General features: G+C 51.7%; 17 protein-coding genes. 9 read left to right on the top strand and 8 right to left on the bottom strand.

What is annotated here, in order from left to right:
* The first annotated feature begins 11 nt into the window (after window positions 1–11).
* From rlmKL to rmf, 6 genes are all read left to right on the top strand, one after another.
* Window positions 12–2,120: a bifunctional 23S rRNA (guanine(2069)-N(7))-methyltransferase RlmK/23S rRNA (guanine(2445)-N(2))-methyltransferase RlmL gene (gene rlmKL, locus AC3ITF_RS14550; protein ID WP_117341731.1), complete on the top strand. Its 2,109-nt coding sequence runs from the start codon at window positions 12–14 to the stop codon at window positions 2,118–2,120.
* Between the two features lie 12 nt (window positions 2,121–2,132).
* On the top strand, window positions 2,133–4,040 hold the full coding sequence (locus AC3ITF_RS14545) for an ABC transporter ATP-binding protein (protein ID WP_181219330.1): 1,908 nt from the start codon (window positions 2,133–2,135) through the stop codon (window positions 4,038–4,040).
* Window positions 4,041–4,054: 14 nt separating this feature from the next.
* Window positions 4,055–5,308, top strand: a complete 1,254-nt coding sequence (pqiA, locus tag AC3ITF_RS14540; RefSeq protein ID WP_096757646.1) for a membrane integrity-associated transporter subunit PqiA — start codon at window positions 4,055–4,057, stop codon at window positions 5,306–5,308.
* A 4-nt stretch (window positions 5,309–5,312) separates the two neighbouring features.
* Window positions 5,313–6,953, top strand: a complete 1,641-nt coding sequence (pqiB, locus tag AC3ITF_RS14535; protein WP_117341732.1) for an intermembrane transport protein PqiB — start codon at window positions 5,313–5,315, stop codon at window positions 6,951–6,953.
* On the top strand, window positions 6,950–7,513 hold the full coding sequence (gene pqiC, locus AC3ITF_RS14530) for a membrane integrity-associated transporter subunit PqiC (protein WP_096757644.1): 564 nt from the start codon (window positions 6,950–6,952) through the stop codon (window positions 7,511–7,513). Before pqiB ends, pqiC begins: the two co-directional genes overlap by 4 nt.
* Before the next feature lie 256 nt (window positions 7,514–7,769).
* A complete protein-coding gene (gene rmf, locus AC3ITF_RS14525) occupies window positions 7,770–7,937 on the top strand; it encodes a ribosome modulation factor (RefSeq protein WP_003035871.1) in 168 nt (55 codons plus the stop codon).
* A gap of 85 nt (window positions 7,938–8,022) precedes the next feature.
* Here rmf and fabA read toward each other — a convergent pair whose 3' ends face one another.
* Both fabA and AC3ITF_RS14515 read right to left on the bottom strand, forming a co-directional pair.
* A complete protein-coding gene (gene fabA, locus AC3ITF_RS14520) occupies window positions 8,023–8,541 on the bottom strand; it encodes a bifunctional 3-hydroxydecanoyl-ACP dehydratase/trans-2-decenoyl-ACP isomerase (RefSeq protein WP_003035875.1) in 519 nt (172 codons plus the stop codon).
* A gap of 68 nt (window positions 8,542–8,609) precedes the next feature.
* Window positions 8,610–10,370, bottom strand: a complete 1,761-nt coding sequence (locus AC3ITF_RS14515; RefSeq protein WP_115258918.1) for an AAA family ATPase — start codon at window positions 10,368–10,370, stop codon at window positions 8,610–8,612.
* 185 nt (window positions 10,371–10,555) lie between these two features.
* On the opposite strand from AC3ITF_RS14515, the gene matP reads away from it, so the two are divergent.
* Window positions 10,556–11,008 carry a macrodomain Ter protein MatP gene (matP, locus tag AC3ITF_RS14510; RefSeq protein WP_096757641.1) on the top strand — a complete coding sequence of 151 codons (453 nt, stop codon included), beginning with the start codon at window positions 10,556–10,558 and terminating at the stop codon, window positions 11,006–11,008.
* 98 nt (window positions 11,009–11,106) lie between these two features.
* Here the strand turns inward: matP and ompA are convergent, their stop codons facing one another.
* Entirely contained in the window at window positions 11,107–12,165 is a 1,059-nt protein-coding gene (ompA, locus tag AC3ITF_RS14505; RefSeq protein ID WP_115259970.1) for a porin OmpA, read from the bottom strand.
* A 355-nt stretch (window positions 12,166–12,520) separates the two neighbouring features.
* Window positions 12,521–13,030 (bottom strand): SOS-induced cell division inhibitor SulA, encoded by a 510-nt coding sequence (sulA, locus tag AC3ITF_RS14500; protein WP_096757640.1) that lies wholly within the window; start codon window positions 13,028–13,030, stop codon window positions 12,521–12,523.
* A 216-nt stretch (window positions 13,031–13,246) separates the two neighbouring features.
* Between sulA and AC3ITF_RS14495 the strand changes: the two genes are divergently transcribed.
* Window positions 13,247–13,861 (top strand): TfoX/Sxy family DNA transformation protein, encoded by a 615-nt coding sequence (locus tag AC3ITF_RS14495; RefSeq protein ID WP_115258917.1) that lies wholly within the window; start codon window positions 13,247–13,249, stop codon window positions 13,859–13,861.
* On the opposite strand, the gene yccS is transcribed toward AC3ITF_RS14495, so the two are convergent.
* A complete protein-coding gene (gene yccS, locus AC3ITF_RS14490) occupies window positions 13,839–15,992 on the bottom strand; it encodes a YccS family putative transporter (RefSeq protein WP_489175784.1) in 2,154 nt (717 codons plus the stop codon). The two genes, AC3ITF_RS14495 and yccS, sit on opposite strands and share 23 nt — an antisense overlap.
* An 18-nt stretch (window positions 15,993–16,010) precedes the next feature.
* On the bottom strand, window positions 16,011–16,457 hold the full coding sequence (locus tag AC3ITF_RS14485; protein ID WP_096757638.1) for a YccF domain-containing protein: 447 nt from the start codon (window positions 16,455–16,457) through the stop codon (window positions 16,011–16,013).
* A gap of 125 nt (window positions 16,458–16,582) precedes the next feature.
* On the opposite strand from AC3ITF_RS14485, the gene helD reads away from it, so the two are divergent.
* Complete coding sequence (gene helD / locus AC3ITF_RS14480) at window positions 16,583–18,637, top strand: DNA helicase IV (protein ID WP_489175783.1); 2,055 nt, start codon at window positions 16,583–16,585, stop codon at window positions 18,635–18,637.
* A 31-nt stretch (window positions 18,638–18,668) separates the two neighbouring features.
* Here helD and mgsA read toward each other — a convergent pair whose 3' ends face one another.
* Window positions 18,669–19,127, bottom strand: a complete 459-nt coding sequence (mgsA, locus tag AC3ITF_RS14475) for a methylglyoxal synthase (RefSeq protein WP_115258915.1) — start codon at window positions 19,125–19,127, stop codon at window positions 18,669–18,671.
* Between the two features lie 94 nt (window positions 19,128–19,221).
* Window positions 19,222–19,884: a curli synthesis inhibitor gene (gene csgI, locus AC3ITF_RS14470; protein WP_096757635.1), complete on the bottom strand. Its 663-nt coding sequence runs from the start codon at window positions 19,882–19,884 to the stop codon at window positions 19,222–19,224.
* Between the last annotated feature and the right edge of the window lies 1 nt (window position 19,885).

The following is a 19,885-nucleotide window of genomic DNA, read 5'->3' as shown; positions in this document are numbered from 1 at the left end:
AAAGTGACATTATGAATTCTCTGTTTGCCAGTACGGCCCGTGGGCTGGAAGAGCTGTTAAAAACTGAACTGGAAAACCTCGGCGCCGCGGAGTGCCAGGTGGTTCAGGGTGGGGTCCATTTTAAGGGCGACACGCGGCTTGTTTACCAGAGCCTGATGTGGAGCCGCCTGGCCTCGCGCATTATCCTGCCGATGGGAGAGTGCAAGGTCTACAGCGATCTTGATCTGTACCTCGGTGTTCAGGCAATCGACTGGACAGAGATATTTAACCCAGGAGCGACGTTTGCCGTGCATTTTAGCGGCTTAAACGACACCATTCGTAACAGCCAGTACGGCGCATTAAAAGTAAAGGACGCGATTGTCGATTCCTTTACCCGTAAAAATATGGCCCGTCCGAATGTGGATCGCGAATCCCCGGATCTGCGTATTAACGTCTGGCTGAACAAAGATACCGCCAGCATTGCCCTCGATCTTAGCGGTGATGGTCTGCATCAGCGCGGCTATCGCGATCGTGCCGGTCAGGCGCCGATCAAAGAGACGCTGGCTGCGGCTATCGTGATGCGTTCTGGCTGGCAGCCGGGTACGCCGCTGCTCGATCCGATGTGTGGTTCCGGTACGCTGCTGATTGAAGCCGCGATGTGGGCAACCGATCGCGCACCCGGTCTGCACCGTGGCTACTGGGGCTTTAACGGTTGGGCGCAGCATGATGAAGCGGTCTGGCAAGAGGTGAAAGCGGAAGCACAGGTTCGCGCGCGTAAAGGGCTGGCGGACTATACGTCGCACTTCTATGGCTCTGATAGTGACGCCCGAGTGATTGAAAAAGCGCGCAGCAACGCCCGCCGCGCTGGGATTGCCGATCTGGTGACATTTGACGTCAAAGACGTAGCGAAACTGAGTAACCCGCTACCGCAAGGTCCGTATGGTACCGTTATCAGCAACCCGCCGTACGGTGAACGTCTGGATAGCGAACCGGCGCTGATCGCACTACACAGCCTGCTGGGCCGCACGATGAAAAACCAGTTTGGCGGCTGGAATCTGTCGCTGTTCAGCGCCTCACCGGATTTGCTCAGCAGTCTGCAATTACGCGCTGACAAGCAGTTTAAAGCCAAAAACGGCCCGCTGGATTGCGTACAGAAAAACTATCACGTCGCGGAAACCACCGCAGACAGTAAGCCTGCCACGGTGGCGGAAGACTACGCCAACCGTCTGCGTAAAAATATCAAAAAGCTGGAAAAATGGGCGCGTCAGGAAGGCATTGAATGCTATCGCCTGTACGATGCTGACCTGCCAGAATACAACGTCGCGGTCGACCGCTACGGTGACTGGGTTGTGGTTCAGGAATACGCGCCGCCGAAGACGGTTGATGCCCAGAAGGCTCGCCAGCGTCTGTTTGACATCATTGCCGCCACGCTGTCGGTACTGGAGATTGCGCCGAATAAACTGGTGCTGAAAACCCGTGAACGGCAGAAAGGGAAAAACCAGTATCAGAAGATGAATGAGAAGGGTGAATTCATTGAGGTGAGCGAGTACAACGCGCGCCTGTGGGTTAACCTGACCGACTATCTTGATACCGGTCTGTTCCTGGATCACCGTATAGCGCGCCGCATGCTGGGCCAGATGAGCAAGGGTAAAGATTTCCTTAATCTGTTCTCGTATACCGGCAGCGCCAGCGTACACGCCGGGCTTGGCGGTGCGCGCAGCACCACAACGGTCGATATGTCTCGTACTTATCTGGAGTGGGCGGAACGTAACCTGCGACTTAACGGGCTGAGCGGCCGCGCGCATCGTTTAATTCAGGCCGACTGCCTGGGCTGGCTGCGCGAAGCCAATGAACAGTTTGATCTGATCTTCATCGATCCACCGACCTTCTCTAACTCAAAACGTATGGAAGACTCGTTTGACGTGCAGCGCGATCATCTGGCGCTAATGAAAGATCTGAAGCGTCTGCTGCGTAAAGACGGCACGATCATGTTCTCTAACAACAAACGTGGATTCCGTATGGATCTCGACGGCCTGGCTGAACTGGGATTGAAAGCACAAGAAATTACCCAAAAAACGCTTTCTCAGGACTTTGCCCGTAACCGTCAGATCCACAATTGCTGGCTGATTACAGCAGCCTGAAAGGAAAAATAAATGTCATTAATCAGTATGCATGGTGCATGGCTGTCGTTCAGCGATGCGCCGCTTCTTGATAATGCTGAACTGCATATCGAAGATAACGAGCGCGTTTGTCTGGTTGGCCGTAACGGCGCGGGCAAATCGACGCTGATGAAGATCCTCAACCGTGAACAGGGTCTTGACGACGGACGTATTATTTATGAACAGGATCTGGTTGTGGCACGTCTGCAGCAGGATCCGCCGCGTAACGTGCAGGGTACCGTCTACGATTTCGTTGCCGAAGGGATTGCAGAGCAGGCGGTGTATCTCAAGCGTTACCATGATATTTCGCATCTGGTGATCACCGATCCGAGTGATAAAAACCTGCAGGAACTGGCGAAGGTTCAGGAACAGCTGGATCACCACAATCTGTGGCAACTGGAAAACCGCATCAATGAAGTACTGGAACAGCTTGGGCTGGAGCCAGACATGGAACTGGCATCGCTTTCCGGCGGTTGGCTGCGTAAAGCCGCACTGGGCCGGGCGTTAGTCAGCAATCCACGCGTATTGTTGCTGGATGAACCGACCAACCATCTGGATATCGAAACCATCGACTGGCTGGAAGGGTTCCTGAAAACCTTCAATGGAACGATCATCTTCATTTCTCACGACCGTTCGTTTATTCGCAATATGGCAACGCGTATTGTCGATCTCGATCGCGGCAAGCTGGTGACCTATCCGGGTAATTACGATCAGTACCTGCTGGAGAAAGAAGAAGCGCTGCGTGTAGAAGAGCTTCAGAATGCGGAGTTTGACCGCAAACTGGCGCAGGAAGAGGTTTGGATCCGTCAGGGCATTAAAGCGCGCCGTACACGTAACGAAGGCCGCGTGCGTGCGCTGAAGGCGATGCGTCGTGAGCGTGGCGAGCGTCGTGAAGTGATGGGTACCGCGAAGATGCAGGTCGAAGAGGCGAGCCGTTCGGGTAAAATCGTCTTTGAAATGGAGAATGTTGATTACCAGATTAACGGTAAACAACTGGTGAAAGACTTCTCGGCGCAGGTACAGCGTAGTGACAAAATTGCGCTAATTGGACCTAACGGTTGCGGTAAAACAACGCTAATCAAGCTGATGTTGGGTCAGTTACAGGCTGACAGCGGTCGTATCCATGTCGGTACCAAGCTGGAAGTGGCTTATTTTGACCAACACCGCGCGGAGCTGGATCCGGATAAAACCGTCATGGATAACCTGTCGGAAGGTAAGCAAGAGGTGATGGTCAACGGTAAACCACGTCACGTGCTGGGCTACCTGCAGGACTTCCTGTTCCACCCTAAGCGAGCGATGACACCAGTGCGTGCGCTCTCCGGTGGGGAACGAAATCGTCTGTTACTGGCGCGTCTTTTTCTGAAGCCCAGCAATCTTTTGATTCTCGATGAACCAACGAACGATCTCGACGTCGAAACGCTGGAACTTCTCGAAGAGTTGATTGACGGTTATCAGGGAACCGTGTTGCTGGTTAGCCACGATCGTCAGTTTGTCGATAACACCGTTACCGAGTGCTGGATCTTCGAAGGCGGCGGCAGAATTGGTCGTTATGTAGGCGGTTACCATGACGCACGCGAGCAGCAGTCACAGTATGTGGCGTTTAAACAGCCTGTTGCCAAAAAAACTGAGGAAGTTGCTGCCCCTAAAGCAGAAATTGTAAAACGCGGCACCAGCAAACTAAGCTATAAACACCAGCGCGAACTGGAGCAGCTCCCTGCGCAGCTTGAAGAGCTGGAAGCTAAACTGGAAACGTTGCAGGCCCAGGTTGCTGATGCTTCTTTTTTCAGTCAGCCACATGAGCAAACGCAGCAGGTATTAGCTAATCTGAGCGAAGCGGAACAAGAACTTGAGCAAGCCTTTGAGCGCTGGGAGTATCTTGAGTCTTTGAAGAATGGCGCATAATTAAAGGAGCGCATATGTGCGAACATCACCATGCCGCGAAGCATATTTTGTGCTCGCAGTGTGACATGCTGGTGGCATTACCGAGCCTGACGCATGGTCAAAAAGCGGCATGTCCAAGATGTGGCACGACATTAACCGTTGCGTGGGACGCGCCAAGACAGCGTCCCACCGCGTATGTTATCGCAGCATTGTTCATGCTGCTTTTATCGAACCTTTTTCCCTTTGTGAACATGAATGTCGCAGGGGTGAGCAGCGAAGTCACGTTGCTGGAAATCCCCGGCGTTCTGTTTTCAGAAGACTACGCCAGTCTTGGCACCTTCTTTTTATTATTCGTGCAGTTGGTTCCTGCTTTTTGCCTGTTCACCATCTTATTGCTGGTGAACCGGGTTGAGATGCCCTGGCGGCTGAAAGCGTGGCTGGCGCGGATTCTGTTTCAGTTAAAAAGCTGGGGAATGGCAGAAATTTTCCTCGCAGGCGTGTTGGTGAGCTTTGTTAAGCTGATGGCCTATGGCGATATCGGCGTGGGGAGCAGCTTTATCCCGTGGTGCCTGTTTTGCGTTCTTCAGTTGCGCGCCTTTCAGTGTGTCGATCGTCGCTGGCTGTGGGATGATATCGCGCCAATGCCGGAGGTTAAGCAGGTCTTAAAACCCGGTGTACCCGGTATTCACCAGGGGTTGCGTTCCTGCTCCTGTTGTACCGCGATTCTTCCCGCTGACGAGCCGGTCTGCCCGCGCTGTCAGACAACGGGCTACGTGCGACGTAAAAACAGTCTGCAATGGACGCTGGCACTCCTGTTCACGTCGATCATGCTGTATCTGCCCGCCAATATTATGCCGATCATGATTACCGATTTGTTAGGGTCAAAACTGCCATCAACCATTATTGAAGGCGTTGTTTTAATCTGGAGCGAAGGTTCTTATCCGGTGGCAGCGGTCATCTTTATTGCCAGTATTCTGGTGCCGACGCTAAAAATGATCGCCATTGCCTGGCTGTGCTGGGATGCCAAAGGGCACGGCAAACGCGACAGTGAACGTATGCATTTCATTTATGAAGTTGTGGAATTTGTCGGTCGTTGGTCAATGATCGATGTTTTTGTTATTGCGGTACTCTCTGCGCTGGTGCGTATGGGAGGGTTGATGAACATTTATCCTGCAATGGGTGCATTGATGTTTGCTTTAGTCGTCATTATGACAATGTTTTCTGCGATGACGTTTGATCCACGTCTGTCGTGGGACCGTGAACCAGAACCAGGCCATGAGGAGTCCTGACAGCATGGAATCTAAAAGTGGGGAAGCCAAAGTGCAAAAGGTTAAAAACTGGTCGCCCGTGTGGATATTCCCAATCGTCACCGCACTCATCGGCGCGTGGGTCCTGTTTTATCACTACAGTCATCAGGGGCCGGTCGTCACGCTGATTACAACCAATGCTGAAGGTATTGAAGGTGGCAAAACCACGATCAAGAGCCGCAGCGTGGATGTCGGCGTCGTTGAAAGTGCCACGCTGACCGACGATTTGACGCATGTGGAAATTAAAGCACGCCTCAATTCTGGTATGGAAAAGCTGCTGCATAAAGACTCGGTCTTTTGGGTAGTGAAGCCGCAGGTGGGACGTGAAGGTATCAGTGGCTTAGGCACGCTGTTATCCGGGGCGTATATTGAACTGCAGCCGGGTAACAAAGGCAGCCAGCTCGCCAATTATCAGTTGCTGGACTCTCCACCGCTGGCACCGCCAGATGCGAAGGGGATCCGCGTGATTTTGGACAGCAAAAAAGCCGGTCAGCTTAGCCCGGGAGACCCGGTGTTGTTCCGCGGGTATCGTGTAGGGTCAGTTGAGACCAGCACCTTTGATGCGCAAAAACGCTCCATCAGCTATCAGCTTTTCATTAATGCGCCAAACGATCGCCTGGTCACCAGCAACGTACGTTTCTGGAAGGACAGCGGTATTGCCGTCGATCTCACCTCGGCGGGGATGCGCGTAGAAATGGGATCGCTAACCACGCTGTTTGGCGGTGGAGTCAGCTTTGATGTGCCGGAGGGGTTAGAACAAGGCCAGCCGGTTGCACAACAGGCCACGTTTAGCCTGTATGACGATCAAAAAAGTATTCAGGACTCGCTGTATACGGATCACATTGATTACCTGATGTTCTTTAAAGACTCGATTCGCGGGTTGCAGCCTGGTGCACCGCTGGAGTTCCGTGGTATTCGCCTCGGTACGGTTAGCAAGGTGCCTTTCTTTGCCCCGAATATGCGTCAGGTGTTCAATGATGATTATCGTATTCCGGTATTGGTGCGCATTGAACCTGAACGCCTTAAGGCGCAGTTGGGCGAAGATACTGATGTCGGTACCCATCTGGCCGAATTGCTCAAGCGTGGATTAAGAGGATCCCTGAAAACAGGGAATTTGGTCACCGGGGCGCTGTATGTCGATCTGGACTTCTATCCGAAGGATCCACCGATTACGGGCGTGCGCGAATTTAATGGTTACCAAATTATCCCGACCGTGAGCAGTGGTCTGGCGCAGATCCAGCAACGTTTGATGGAAGCATTGGATAAGATTAATAATCTGCCACTGAATCCGATGATTGTGCAGGCGACCACGACACTTTCAGAAAGCCAGCGCACGATGAAACATCTGCAAACGACGCTGGATAACATGAATAAGATTACCGGTAGCCAGTCGATGCAGCAGCTTCCTGCGGATATGCAGAATACACTGCGCGAACTGAATCGTAGCATGCAGGGCTTCCAGCCAGGTTCTGCGGCCTATAACAAGATGGTGGCAGATATGCAGCGTCTTGATCAGGTTCTGCGTGAGTTGCAGCCGGTATTGAAAACGTTGAACGATAAGAGTAACGCGCTGGTGTTTGAAGCGAAGGACAAAAAAGATCCAGAGCCGAAGAGGGCGAAACAATGAAAAAGTGGCTAGTGGTGATGATGGCGGTCTGGCTGACGTCATGTAGCTCCAGCGGAGAGAATAAAAGCTATTACCAGCTCCCTATCGCCCAAGGGGGCGTACAGAGTAGCGCTAACCAGGGTAACCGCCTGTTGTGGGTTGAGCAGGTGGCGGTACCGGATTACCTGGCAGGTAATGGCGTGGTGTACCAAACCAGTGATGTGAAGTACGTTATTGCCAACAGTAATCTGTGGGCCAGCCCGTTAGATCAGCAATTGCGTAACACTCTCGTCGCCAACCTGAGCACGCAGTTGCCAGGGTGGGTGGTTGCCTCTCAACCGTTGGGCAGTACGCAGGACACGCTCAATGTGACGGTAACCGGCTTCCATGGCCGCTACGATGGTAAAGTGATCGTCAGTGGTGAATGGTTGCTGAATCACCAGGGACAACTGATTAAGCGCCCGTTCCACATCGAAGCCATGCAGACGCAAGATGGCTATGATGAGATGGTGAAGGTACTGGCCAGCGCATGGAGTCAGGAGGCGACGGCTATCGCTCAAGAACTGAAACGCATTCCTTAAGCTTAAATAATTGTAAATTACACCGCCTTCGGCTCAGCGCCCTGGGCGGTTTTTTTTATTTTTTTCGCGACTGATATAACTGTTCTGACTCATGATTTTTGTATAGATGATTTACCGGGTAGCTCACAAATATGACACTGGCGTGAATTTTGCGCATTGACGAGTCTGATGTTTCGGGGTATTCGTTTAGTGTGATTGCACACTTAGTAATCACTGTTTTCTTTTCCACCAGACCCAAAGATGAGGGAAACGAGGCATGAAGAGACAAAAACGAGATCGCCTGGAACGGGCACATCAACGTGGATATCAGGCCGGCATCGCCGGACGCTCGAAAGAAATGTGTCCCTATCAGACGCTGAATCAAAGGTCATACTGGCTGGGAGGCTGGCGAGAAGCCATGGGGGATAGGGTGTTAATGGCCTGATTCTGTCTCTTTAGATAAAAGAAACCTCCGCATTGCGGAGGTTTCGCCTTTTGTAGCATCTTATCAGGCTAACAGATGTCCGCAATTAGAACGCAGACGTATCCTGGAAAAGGCCTACTTTCAGATCGTTCGCCGTGTAGATCAGACGACCATCAACCAGCACTTCACCATCTGCCAGGCCCATGATCAGGCGGCGGTTAACGATACGTTTGAAGTGAATGCGGTAAGTGACTTTCTTCGCGGTCGGCAGAACCTGACCGGTGAATTTCACTTCACCCACGCCCAGTGCACGGCCTTTACCTTCACCACCGAGCCAGCCGAGATAGAATCCAACCAGCTGCCACATGGCATCCAGACCCAGGCAGCCTGGCATCACCGGATCGCCAATAAAATGGCAACCGAAGAACCACAGGTCCGGGTTGATATCCAGTTCAGCTTCAACATAACCTTTGTCAAAGTTGCCACCGGTTTCGGTCATCTTGATGACACGGTCCATCATCAGCATGCTTGGTGCAGGCAGTTGTGGGCCTTTTGCGCCAAACAGCTCACCGCGACCAGAGGCAAGAAGGTCTTCTTTTGTATAGGATTCGCGTTTATCTACCATGTTCTCTGTAAGCCTTATCTTATTGAAGCACGCAGGATAGCTAACACGTGTACGCTGAACAAGTCCGATCAGTTCGGAATAATCCAGTTCAGCCAACGCAGCGGCCATGGAAAACGGTGACGACCTTCCTGTTGCGTTGCCGCAGCAATACGCTCCTGGATAGTTTGCATCAACGTTGTTTGGCCTTCGCCATCCCACACCAAATTTAACAACAGTGGTAACGCATCGGTCACGTCATCCACCGCCCAAATAGTGAACTTTTCTTCTTCAACGGCCTGTAACAGGGCTGGCGGTAGGCTCAGGTGCCTGACGTTGGCTGAAGGGATAATCACGCCCTGCGTACCGGTTAATTCACGCTGCTGGCAGATAGTGAAGAAACCTTCAATTTTCTCGTTCAGGCCACCGACAGGTTGCGCCCGGCCAAACTGATCGACAGAACCGGTAATCGCGATGCTTTGATTGACAGGAACATCGGCAAGGGCGCTAATTAATGCGCACAGTTCAGCCATGGATGCGCTGTCTCCATCTACTTCGCTGTAGGATTGCTCGAAGGTTAGCGAGGCAGAGAAGGGGATTTGCTGTTCGAGCTGCAGTTCCGACATCAGGAACGCCTGCATGATCATCATACCCTTGGCATGAATATTTCCGCCCAGTTCGGCTTTACGCTCAACATCGGTAAATTCGCCATCGCCAATATGCACAACGCAGCTGATACGAGAAGGTTCACCAAACGCGCGAGGATGCCCTGGAAACTCAATCACCGACAGCGCGTTTATTTGTCCAATTTGCTCGCCTTCCGTCTCGATAAGGATCTGCTCTTGCAGGATCTCATCCTGCATGCGTTCGGCCAGGAAACCTTCCCGCCATTCGCGTTGCGCCAGCATCAGACCCAGCTGTTCTGCGCTGCAGGTTTCGCCTTCACAAAGGGGGGCCACTTCCTTGAACTGGCGGATGATCCACAGCGGATTAAGCGGTAATGTCGCCTGATCGCCGGTATAACGAACGGCCTCACGCACCAGCGTTTGCCAGGCGTCAGGGGCGGGATAGGGAAGATTGTTGCGTATGGCGGTATGCGTGACCCACTGACACCACTGGGTCATGGTTTCAGCATCCACTATCTGCAGATTATCTTCAAACTCGCTGTAAATTGCCTGTTCAGCTAATTCTGGTTCCATTTCCTGGAAATCGGCCAGCGACTCACGCTCACCGACTAACACCACTTTCAGTTTCAGCGGCATAGACGGTACGGAGACAGGAAGTGGACGAGATTCGTCGAAAGCTACCCAGTCAAAGCGCTCGTGGCTGACAATGGCTTTCAGGCGCATCCACAGCAGGGGTTGAGCCAATAGGGTGCGTAATGAGATAACCAGCACGCCCCCGTTTGCCTGATGCACCAGTCCCGGTTGCAGCGTAATTTCACCATTGAACTGACGCAAACAGCCAAACAGTTGTTCGGCTTCAACCCAGTCAGCATTGACTACCTGAGTTAAGGTCGCAAAATTGTCTTCTGCGTGCTGTGCTGCACGGTAACGGATAGTGTGCCCAGAGATGTCGTAATGACCTCCGGTTAAGCTTCCGGCATCCGTATGTAATGAGCGCGCAGCCGTGGCGATAAGATTGAGATACTCAAGCTCTTCCGGCGCTTTCACCAGCATAAAGGAGGACGTCGCCCATTGCTGAAGCAGTTGCTCAAGCGCAAATTGTAAGCGTGGTTGAGTATCACTGAGTAAGGTATCGGTTTCGTCAGTGACGTGCGGCTGTGCAAATATTTCCTGATAACTGTCAGTATCAGGAACCAGATCACGCCATGCAAGTTTCGTAATGGTCAAAGTTGATGTTTTTTAGTCTGTTGTAAAAAACGAGATTATACCGTAACCGTCAGCACTGCACACGTGGAATGCACCGCTAAACGGGGATGATGACGCGCGACAGTTCACAGGCTGGATATTCTTTTCTTCAGATGCCCAAAAAGCTGATATTCTGATAAGAGTTACACGGTAACATTGAGATCGCAATGAAATATCAACAACTTGAAAATCTTGAAAGCGGCTGGAAATGGAAGTATCTGGTGAAAAAGCATCGTGAAGGGGAGTTGATTACCCGTTACGTGGAAGCCAGCGCTGCCGAAGAAGCCGTTGATTTATTGCTAACCCTCGAAAATGAACCGGTTCGGGTGAATACCTGGATTGAAGAACACATGAATGCCGCGCTGCAAAATCGTATGAAGCAAACCATACGCGCGAGGCGTAAGCGGCACTTTAATGCAGAGCATCAGCATACGCGTAAGAAATCTATCGATCTGGAGTTCATGGTTTGGCAGCGCTTAGCAGGGCTTGCGCAGCGGCGTGGAAAAACGCTTTCTGAAACCATCGTGCAGCTGATTGAAGACGCTGAGCATAAAGAGAAGTACGCGAACAAAATGTCCACATTGAAGCAGGATTTACAAGCGCTGCTGGGAAAAGAATAGCCTGATGTCGGCTTCGGTGTGCTGAGCACCCACGTTTTTATGGTGAACCACAGGTGAAAAAAAACCCCGCATCGCGGGGTTTTTTATTAGACGAGAACTTAAGCCTGAGGCTGAGTTACAACGTCTTTGATGCCTTTAACTTCGATCTCAACACGACGATCCGGAGCCAGGCAGTCGATCAGTGCAGCGCGAGCTTTCACGTTGTCACAGGTGTTGCCAGTAACTGGGTTAGATTCGCCCATGCCACGTGCAGAGATTTTGTCAGAAGGAATACCTTTAGAGATCAGGTAATCAACAACGGACTGAGCACGTTTCTCAGACAGGCTCTGGTTGTAAGCGTCAGAACCGATACGGTCAGTGAAGCCCAGAACCACAACGGAACCGTCTTTCGGATCCAGGTTGCTCAGCTGGCTGTACATCTGATCCAGAGCCTGCTGGCCTTCTGGTTTCAGAGTCGCTTTGTTGAAGTTGAACAGAACGTCAGACTTCAGAGTGAAGTGCTTGGTCTGTACTTCTGGAGCCGGAGCCGGAGCTACAACTACTGGAGCTGCTTCTTCCTGCTGGCCGAAACGGTAAGAAACACCAACGCTCAACAGGCCGTTATCCGGACGACCACCAACGGTGTTCGCGTCACCGATGTTGTTGGTCCACTGGTATTCCAGACGGGTAGCGATTTCAGGAGTAATTGCATACTCTACGCCGCCAGCGAATACTGGGGATACGCCAGTGTCGTGGTCTTTAAAGCCTTCGTTGTTTTTAGCGTCAGCACGCCAAACCATACCACCCAGACGGGTATAAACGTCCAGATCGTCAGTGATTGGGTAACCCAGTTTAGCGGTCAGTTGAACGCCCTGAGCTTTGAAAGCGCCGTTTTGATGAGTGCCGTCGGTGTAGCCTTTGTACGGCATACGACCTAACCAGTCGTAACCCATTTCAAAACCAACGTACGGGTTAACCTGATAACCACCGAACGCACCAGCACCCAGTTGGCTTTCGTGGGTAGGACCGGCGTTGTTGATCTGGTTGTTGCCTACGTCATGGAACTGAGACCAGCCCATTTTAGCACCAGCATACCAGGTGTTATCTTTCGGAGCGGCCTGCGCCACGGTAGCGAAACCAGCCAGTGCCACTGCAATTGCGATAGCTGTCTTTTTCATTTTTTGCGCCTCGTTATCATCCAAAATTCGCCATGACTATCTCCAGAGAGATAACACGGTTAAATTCTTCACCCGGGGATCAGTTCAATAGTTACTCTACCGATATCTGCGGCTTAAGCCGAGCACCCCTGGCGATGTAAAGTCTACAACGTAGTTGAAAACTTACAAGTGTGAACTCTGTCAGGCATATGAAAAAAAAAGGCTTGTATACACAATATTTAACATTTATGGCTGATTAATTGAACTCAAAACTTCTCTAAAACCGCTTCTGACAGGCGTTCACACAAAATATGCGTTATATCTCAATGGCAGATTGAGGTATGAAAAAAAATTCCAGGATTAATCCTAATTTTACTTAATGATACAAATTCGAGTGAATTTTTAGCCCGGAATGCTGTCTCCCCGCAAGTGCCTGAGCGCGAACAGGACGCATAATAAATCCCATTGCGTTCCCTTCATCTGCAGCTTTCACCAGTTCTGCATGTTCATCTTCTGTTAATTCTTCAGTCAGCCAGCCAATAACCACGCTGTAATTGCCGGTGCGCAGCGCGCGAACCATCGATTCTAACGTGTGGCAGGGAGATAGTTGACTTATTTGCATAACTTTCGTTAATGGAAGCCCCGCTGATTGCACCCACTCACGGCTCAGCTTTTGTTGTGGCGTAAGCCAGAGCTGCCAACGTGATTGCTGCCCTAACTGCTGAAGCAGGGGTAATAGCAGTAATTGCGTCATCATGGGCTGGTCCTCGCGATAGACCACTTCACTGATAAGCCCGGCAGTCGCATTTTCTGAAGAAACGCGCGCACTATTGCTTGATGTTGAAGAGAACGACGAAGAACGATTTGCGTAGCCTGAAGTGTACATAATCAATCCAGCCCTGTGAGTTACTGTATGGATATACAGTAACCCTGCTATCACTAAAGATCAACCTTATTTTCGGAAACAGACTCGCAATTTTTAGCCGTCGTGGCGGGAAATATAAAATTCATCTTGCCCCTTGGGGCTAAGTTGCCTATCGTCGTCATTAACGGATCTGTTACTGGAAATCATTCCATTATCTTATGATTTAAAAGGACTTTTATGAAAAACCTCTCTTATGCCAGGATCTATAAATCACAAGAATATTTGGCCTCTTTAGGTACAATTAGCTACCGCTCTTTATTTGGCAGTTATAGCTTGACGGTGGGCGATACGGTCTTTGCAATGGTTGCCGACGGTGAGTTATACCTGCGGGCCTGCGAGCAAAGCGTACAGTACTGTGTAAAACATTCCCCGGTCTGGTTGACGTTTATGAAGCGGGGACGTCCCGTGATACTCAACTATTATCAAGTTAATGATGCGCTGTGGCGAAACCATCCGCAGTTGGTGTCTTTATCACGATATTCGCTGGATGCCGCAGTAAAAGAAAAACAGACGCGTGTTTCGCAACACCGGTTACGGGAACTGCCGAACATTTCCTTTCATCTGGAGACCCTACTGAGTGAAGCCGGGATTAACGATGAGGGTACATTACGCACCCTGGGTGCTCAAATGTGTTGGCTAAAGCTTTTGCAAATTAACCCATCGCTGACAGTGAAAATTCTTTATGCGCTTGAGGGCGCAATCAGTGGGATACATGAAGCAGCACTCCCGGCGGTTCGCCGCCGGGAGTTGGTTGAGTGGGTGAGTTCACTTAAGCCTGAACCGGGTTACTAATGGGTAATGCCGCGATTTGTTGCTGTAACCGACTGATTTCTGGTAACAGCGCAATCAATAATCCAACCTGTTGTACGACCAGCGGTTCTTTGGTGTCCTGGCTCGGTTCAAGATGTTGAATCCGTTGTTTAAGACTTTCCAGAGCCTGGTATACGCGCTGCTCGTCAGCGGGTTGATGATGAAGCGCATCATCAACATAGCAGACCGCGTCGTCCAGTAATGCCAGGACTTCCGGGTTAGTCAGCTGTTCCCGGTGAGCGCCGAGAGCGGAAATATAGCTGGTGAAGGTATGGTTGAGGCACAGCAAACGGAATGCCATTTCGCGCGTTTGGGCTGTAACATCTGGTTCACTCGACATGTTCGACACCACGGAAGCAAGCTCCGCATCACGGTTATGTGCATCACGGCGGGCAATTCGGTATGCCAGACGGTTATCACGGCCCTGATGATATTGCTCAAGGATAGCGTCCAGATAGCGGCAGTTAGCATCCGTTGCTCGTTCGATGACCCGTGGTAAATTACGAAAACGCCAGTCTGGCCAGATAAAACTGACGGCAGCCCAGGCAATCGCACAGCCGATCAGCGTATCGATGACTCGCGGCAGTGCGACCTCGAACCCTTCTCCCAGCAGGTTAAAGCATAATAATACCAGCAGGGTGATAAATATGGTCGCATGGGCATACTGTACGTTGCGAAAGGCGAAAAAGAGCACGCCGGTAATCACCAACAGGATGAGCTGCCCTTCCAGAGAGGGGACGAACCACAAAATGGGTAAACCAATCGCTATTCCGACTAAGGTACCAATAATTCTCAGGGCCAGGCGATGTCGGGTGGCGTTGTAGTTTGGCTGACAGACAAACAGACTGGTTAGCAGGATCCAGTATCCATGGTTCATACCGGTTATCTGGATGATGGCGTATCCGACACAGAGCACCAACGACATGCGGATAGCATGGCGAAATAGGGCTGACTCGGGGGTGACGTTACGGCTCAGACGCAACCAGATATCGCTGAACCCATGTGGGCTGTCATCGGCAAGCTGATTTTCGGACTCATTGCGCGAAATGACCTGCGCCTGCTCGGACTCAATTGTTGCCAATTGCGCGTCGATAGCACGCAGGTTAGCGAGCAAAAATCCCAATGTTTTAAGCAAGTCTGCAGGCGCACCATTAACACGCATGCGCTCAAGTGCGGCATCGATATGGGTGAAAACGCGCTCAAAATGTGGGTCATGTTGGTAGGGTGTGCGCAATAAAATACAGCGTGACAGCTGCATACAGGCTTGCCCCTGCATAGACATCAGGCGCTGGAAGCGAAACATCACGTCGCTGTGACGGAAGTGATCGCGTAGCGTTTGGTATTGAATATGCGAAGAGCTTGCGCGTTCGTGTATATCCTGCGCCACAAAATAGTAGTGTAACGTGCGACGTGTTCCCCGTTGCCCGCGGTCACCGCGCAGGCGGGTCAGCAACGACACTTTGGTTTGGTTTAGCGTCGCCATCAGTTGCCCGTTGGCCAGCGCTAAATCGTAGAGCGGTGCCTGGCTTTCATCTTCAATGTCGGGATCAAACAGACGGGATTTCAGCTCCAGATAGTGCGCTAACTGCTCATAGCTGCGCGCCAAATTATCCTGCAATGGACGGATTGGGAACAGGAGATGTCCGGTCAATGTCAGCAGGTTGTACCAGATAGCCCCGGCGAGCAGTAGTATCGGCTGCTGATACCACTGATCGTACAGTGACGTGCCCAGCATGGTGTAAATCGCGATAAGCAATGCGCCGAAGGCGATCGTCGCATAGCGCTGGCCTAATCCGCCAAGCAGAATAAAACCGCTGGTCGAAAGCGTTAATCCAATGGCAAACAGCCACGGCCATGGGAAGAGAAGCTCGACGGACGCTGAGGCAATAAAAAAACAGATCAGCGTAATGATCAAATTGCGCAAGCGACCAGCTAGACGATCGTCGAGGTCGGTTAACGCGGCGGCCACCATGCCCAGCGTCAGCGGGATAGTCAGCTTGACGTCGCCCAGCCACCAGGGCAGCGCGGTGGTGCCACAAAGTGCAATAAAAATTCGCACGTAGTACAGCCAGGTGCTGTTCCAGGTATAGCGTTTGAGCAGAGGACTTAACATAAAGGCCATCAGTCCTGGTTATTCAAAGCGGCGACGCGCATTGGCTTCACGTGCTGCGCGGGCAGTTTCTACCGAGACCACGCGCCGACCGACGGGCCAAAGTGCAATTGCGGCGATCTTAAAGTTAGCAATCCCCACCGGAATACCAATAATCGTGATGCACTGGGCAATACCGGAGACAATATGCATCAGGCACAGCCACCAGCCGAAGAAAATCAGCCAAAAAATATTCAGTAATGTTCCGCCGGTGTTCAGAAGAACATTTTTACCTGCCGGGTTGAGTTCATCAACATGAATGGCTTCGTTGCCATAGGGAAACAGAGAAAGGCGCGTTATCTCCCAGCATGAGCGGGTTAATGGCAGGGTAAAAATAAGCACGATACTGACCAGCGTTGCCAGTAACCAGGCTAAGGTGGTGGCGAACCCCCCGAGCACAAAATTTAAAATATTCAGAACTGTACGCATAAACTCTCGGTTAACTCTGGTTTTTGGTGAATTCGGCAATTGTAACGTTTTTTTGGGCTGGAGCACGTTTTCTCTGGCGGTTACACTGATAAGTAAACCTCTTCGTGTGGATCCGCTTAAGCCTTATGGAACTGAAAGCTACTTCTATTGGAAAACGTCTGGCGCAACACCCGTACGATCGGGCCGTTATTCTTAATGCCGGGATTAAAGTTTCCGGCGATCGTCACGAGTATCTTATTCCATTCAATCAATTACTGGCTATTCATTGCAAACGGGGCCTCGTATGGGGGGAACTCGAATTTGTGCTCCCGGGCGATAAGGTTGTGCGACTGCATGGGACGGAATGGGCAGAAACTCAGCGTTTTCATCGCCATCTCAACATGCTTTGGCAGCAGTGGAGCCAGGAAATGAGCGAGGTCGCCGCCACGGTTTTGCAGGAGCAGCTCGAGACGATTGCGGCCCGTACCCATGAAAATAAATGGCTGACACGCAACCAAACGGCAGGCCTGCAACAGCAAATCCGTCGCGCTTTCGCGGCGCTGCCGTTGCCGGTTGAAAGGCTGGAGGAGTTTGACAACTGTCGCGAGGCAATACGCCAGTGTCAGGCATGGTTGCAGGATATTGAAGCCTGCCGGTTACAGCATAATCAAGCCTATACCGACGCAATGCTGACAGAGCACGCCGAGTTCTTCCAGCAGATTGAATCTTCGCCGCTGAATCCGGCTCAGGCCCGGGCGGTGGTTAACGGTGAGCAATCGTTACTCGTGCTTGCGGGCGCGGGAAGTGGCAAAACATCTGTGCTGGTGGCACGTGCAGGTTGGCTACTGGCAAAGGGAGACGCGGTGGCCGAACAAATTCTGCTTCTGGCGTTTGGTCGCAAAGCTGCCGAGGAAATGGATGAGCGGATTCGTGAGCGACTGCATACAGAAGACATCACTGCCCGGACGTTCCACTCGCTGGCGCTGCACATCATTCAGCAGGGCAGTAAAAAGGTCCCAACGGTAAGCAAGCTTGAAAACGATACCCCCGCGCGCCATAAACTTTTTATTACCGCCTGGCGTCAGCAGTGTAGTGAGAAAAAGGCGCAGGCCAAAGGCTGGAGGCAATGGTTAGAAGAAGAGATGCAGTGGTCAGTACCTGAAGGTAATTTTTGGGATGATGAAAAACTGCAGCGTCGCCTGGCCCCAAGACTGGATCGTTGGGTTAGCCTGATGCGTATGCACGGGGGGGCGCAAGCGGAAATGATTGCCAATGCGCCGGAGGACATTCGCGATCTATTCAGTAAACGTATCAAGCTCATGGCGCCGTTGCTTAAGGCATGGAAGAGCGCCCTGAAAGAAGAAAACGCCGTTGATTTTTCCGGGCTAATTCATCAGGCCATCGTCATTCTGCAAAAGGGGCGTTTTATCAGCCCGTGGAAACATATTCTGGTTGATGAGTTTCAGGATATTTCCCCCCAGCGCGCAGCGTTGCTGGCTGCGTTGCGACAGCAAAATTCACAGACCACCTTGTTTGCTGTAGGAGACGATTGGCAGGCTATTTATCGCTTTAGTGGCGCACAGCTTTCGTTAACTACTGCCTTCCATCACACCTTTGGCGAGGGCGATCGCTGCGATTTGGATACCACTTACCGCTTCAATAGCCGTATTGGAGAGGTAGCCAACGGTTTTATTCAGCAAAATCCGCATCAGCTTGCAAAACCGCTTAACAGCCTGACGGTTGGTGACAAAAAAGCGGTGACGCTGTTGGATGAAAGCCAGCTGGATGCGCTGCTGGATAAGCTGTCTGGTTTTGCGAAAGCCGAGGAGCGAATTCTGGTACTGGCGCGCTATCATCATCTGAAACCTGCCAGCCTGGAGAAGGCGGCGACCCGTTGGCCCAAGCTACAGCTTGAGTTTATGACTATCCATGCCAGTAAAGGGCAGCAGGCGGATTACGTCATTATTGTCGGGCTTCATGACGGTAATGATGGTTTCCCGGCACCAGCCCGCGAGTCAATTATGGAGGAGGCGCTGCTGCCGGCGGTAGAAGATTTTCCTGATGCAGAAGAGAGACGCTTGCTTTACGTGGCGCTTACGCGTGCACGGCATCGGGTATGGCTGCTGTTTAATAAAGACGCGCCGTCGTGTTTTGTCGATGAGCTTAAACAGCGGGATGTGCCAGTTAGCCGTAAACCTTGAAAGCAGGCGGCGACAGCCGCCTGTCAGGCTATTATTTGAGGCGCTCAGCCAGGTAGCGGGCGTAATCGGGGATCAGGATCTCCGTCTCGTCGCTGAAATTCGGCGACTGGATAATAAAGTCGGCCGTCGACACGTTGGTCGCTACCGGAATATTCCACACCGTTGCCAGGCGCAGAAGGGCTTTGACATCAGGGTCGTGAGGCACGGCATTGAGCGGATCCCAAAAGAAGATCAGCACATCAATTTTCCCTTCAGAGATCAGCGCTCCCACCTGCTGGTCGCCGCCCATCGGGCCGCTCAGCATAGCGTTAACGTCCATACCGGTCGCGCGCTGGATTAAATTACCCGTTGTGCCTGTCGCATAGAGAACGTGTTGTTCCAGCAGTGGCTGGTGGCGTTCAACCCAGTTCATCAACATCTTTTTACAGTGATCGTGTGCAACCAGCGCAATATGCTTGCGCGCTGGCAATGTGCGAGTCGTCAATTCCATAGTACCGCTCCCAAGTTAACCTTGCTACAGAGTACTGGAAGCACTTGACGCTGCAAGAGAAAGACAAAAAAAAATGCGTACGTGGACATAAATGTCATGAGGGGGGCTGCTTCTCTGCCCATTGCAGGAAGTTACTTCGCGTTTGCGCGTCGGCCTGCTGAAACCAATATTTTAACCTCTGCTCGGTGAGCGCTTGCGATTGAGGTGGCACCCGATCCAGTTCAGAAACCCCGGAGAGTAACGAACTGTCATCGGCCATCATGGTGGCAAATTGTGGTAATGAAGCATGCTTAGCCGCTTTGTTGTAGCGTTCGGTCTCCAGTTCATAATCAACGGTTTTCGCGGTGGATGTGATGGTCATCACATCCAGCTTGACCGGAATCGGCATGGCGTCACCATCCAACAGTTCCACACGAGGGGTTTCATCGAAATGTGCCGCGTCACGCTCATTGCCCAAACGCGGAAGATGAAAATTAACCTGACTGACTAATTGGGTATCGAAGCTGATGACCAACGGGGGGGAGATATACAGCCGTTCTTCATGGCTGGACAGGCGAATGGTTTTCTCGACGCGAAAAACCAGCTGATGCCGACCATTTTCCAGCTCAATGCTTTCGGCACCGCGTAACAATGAGCTGGAGACTTTTTTTCCGTCCAGTACCAGCAGGTCAATGTCGCTTGACAGACGCAGTGAGGTCGCATAAACGGATACCGGCAAACACAGGGCAATCAAGGCTGTCACAATGCCGGCTCTCATA

The sequence above is a fragment of the Citrobacter sp. KH_055_1 genome (genome assembly GCF_057838705.1).
The sequence above is the reverse complement of the archived record's forward strand: the minus strand, read 5'-3'. Positions and strand labels throughout refer to the sequence as shown.

Coding starts and splice junctions, on each gene's coding strand:
- rlmKL (WP_117341731.1), top strand. CDS start 12: ATGAATTCTCTGTTTGCCAGTACGGCCCGTGGGCTGGAAGAGCTGTTA.
- AC3ITF_RS14545 (WP_181219330.1), top strand. CDS start 2,133: ATGTCATTAATCAGTATGCATGGTGCATGGCTGTCGTTCAGCGATGCG.
- pqiA (WP_096757646.1), top strand. CDS start 4,055: ATGTGCGAACATCACCATGCCGCGAAGCATATTTTGTGCTCGCAGTGT.
- pqiB (WP_117341732.1), top strand. CDS start 5,313: ATGGAATCTAAAAGTGGGGAAGCCAAAGTGCAAAAGGTTAAAAACTGG.
- pqiC (WP_096757644.1), top strand. CDS start 6,950: ATGAAAAAGTGGCTAGTGGTGATGATGGCGGTCTGGCTGACGTCATGT.
- rmf (WP_003035871.1), top strand. CDS start 7,770: ATGAAGAGACAAAAACGAGATCGCCTGGAACGGGCACATCAACGTGGA.
- fabA (WP_003035875.1), bottom strand. CDS start 8,541: ATGGTAGATAAACGCGAATCCTATACAAAAGAAGACCTTCTTGCCTCT.
- matP (WP_096757641.1), top strand. CDS start 10,556: ATGAAATATCAACAACTTGAAAATCTTGAAAGCGGCTGGAAATGGAAG.
- ompA (WP_115259970.1), bottom strand. CDS start 12,165: ATGAAAAAGACAGCTATCGCAATTGCAGTGGCACTGGCTGGTTTCGCT.
- sulA (WP_096757640.1), bottom strand. CDS start 13,030: ATGTACACTTCAGGCTACGCAAATCGTTCTTCGTCGTTCTCTTCAACA.
- AC3ITF_RS14495 (WP_115258917.1), top strand. CDS start 13,247: ATGAAAAACCTCTCTTATGCCAGGATCTATAAATCACAAGAATATTTG.
- yccS (WP_489175784.1), bottom strand. CDS start 15,992: ATGTTAAGTCCTCTGCTCAAACGCTATACCTGGAACAGCACCTGGCTG.
- AC3ITF_RS14485 (WP_096757638.1), bottom strand. CDS start 16,457: ATGCGTACAGTTCTGAATATTTTAAATTTTGTGCTCGGGGGGTTCGCC.
- helD (WP_489175783.1), top strand. CDS start 16,583: ATGGAACTGAAAGCTACTTCTATTGGAAAACGTCTGGCGCAACACCCG.
- mgsA (WP_115258915.1), bottom strand. CDS start 19,127: ATGGAATTGACGACTCGCACATTGCCAGCGCGCAAGCATATTGCGCTG.
- csgI (WP_096757635.1), bottom strand. CDS start 19,884: ATGAGAGCCGGCATTGTGACAGCCTTGATTGCCCTGTGTTTGCCGGTA.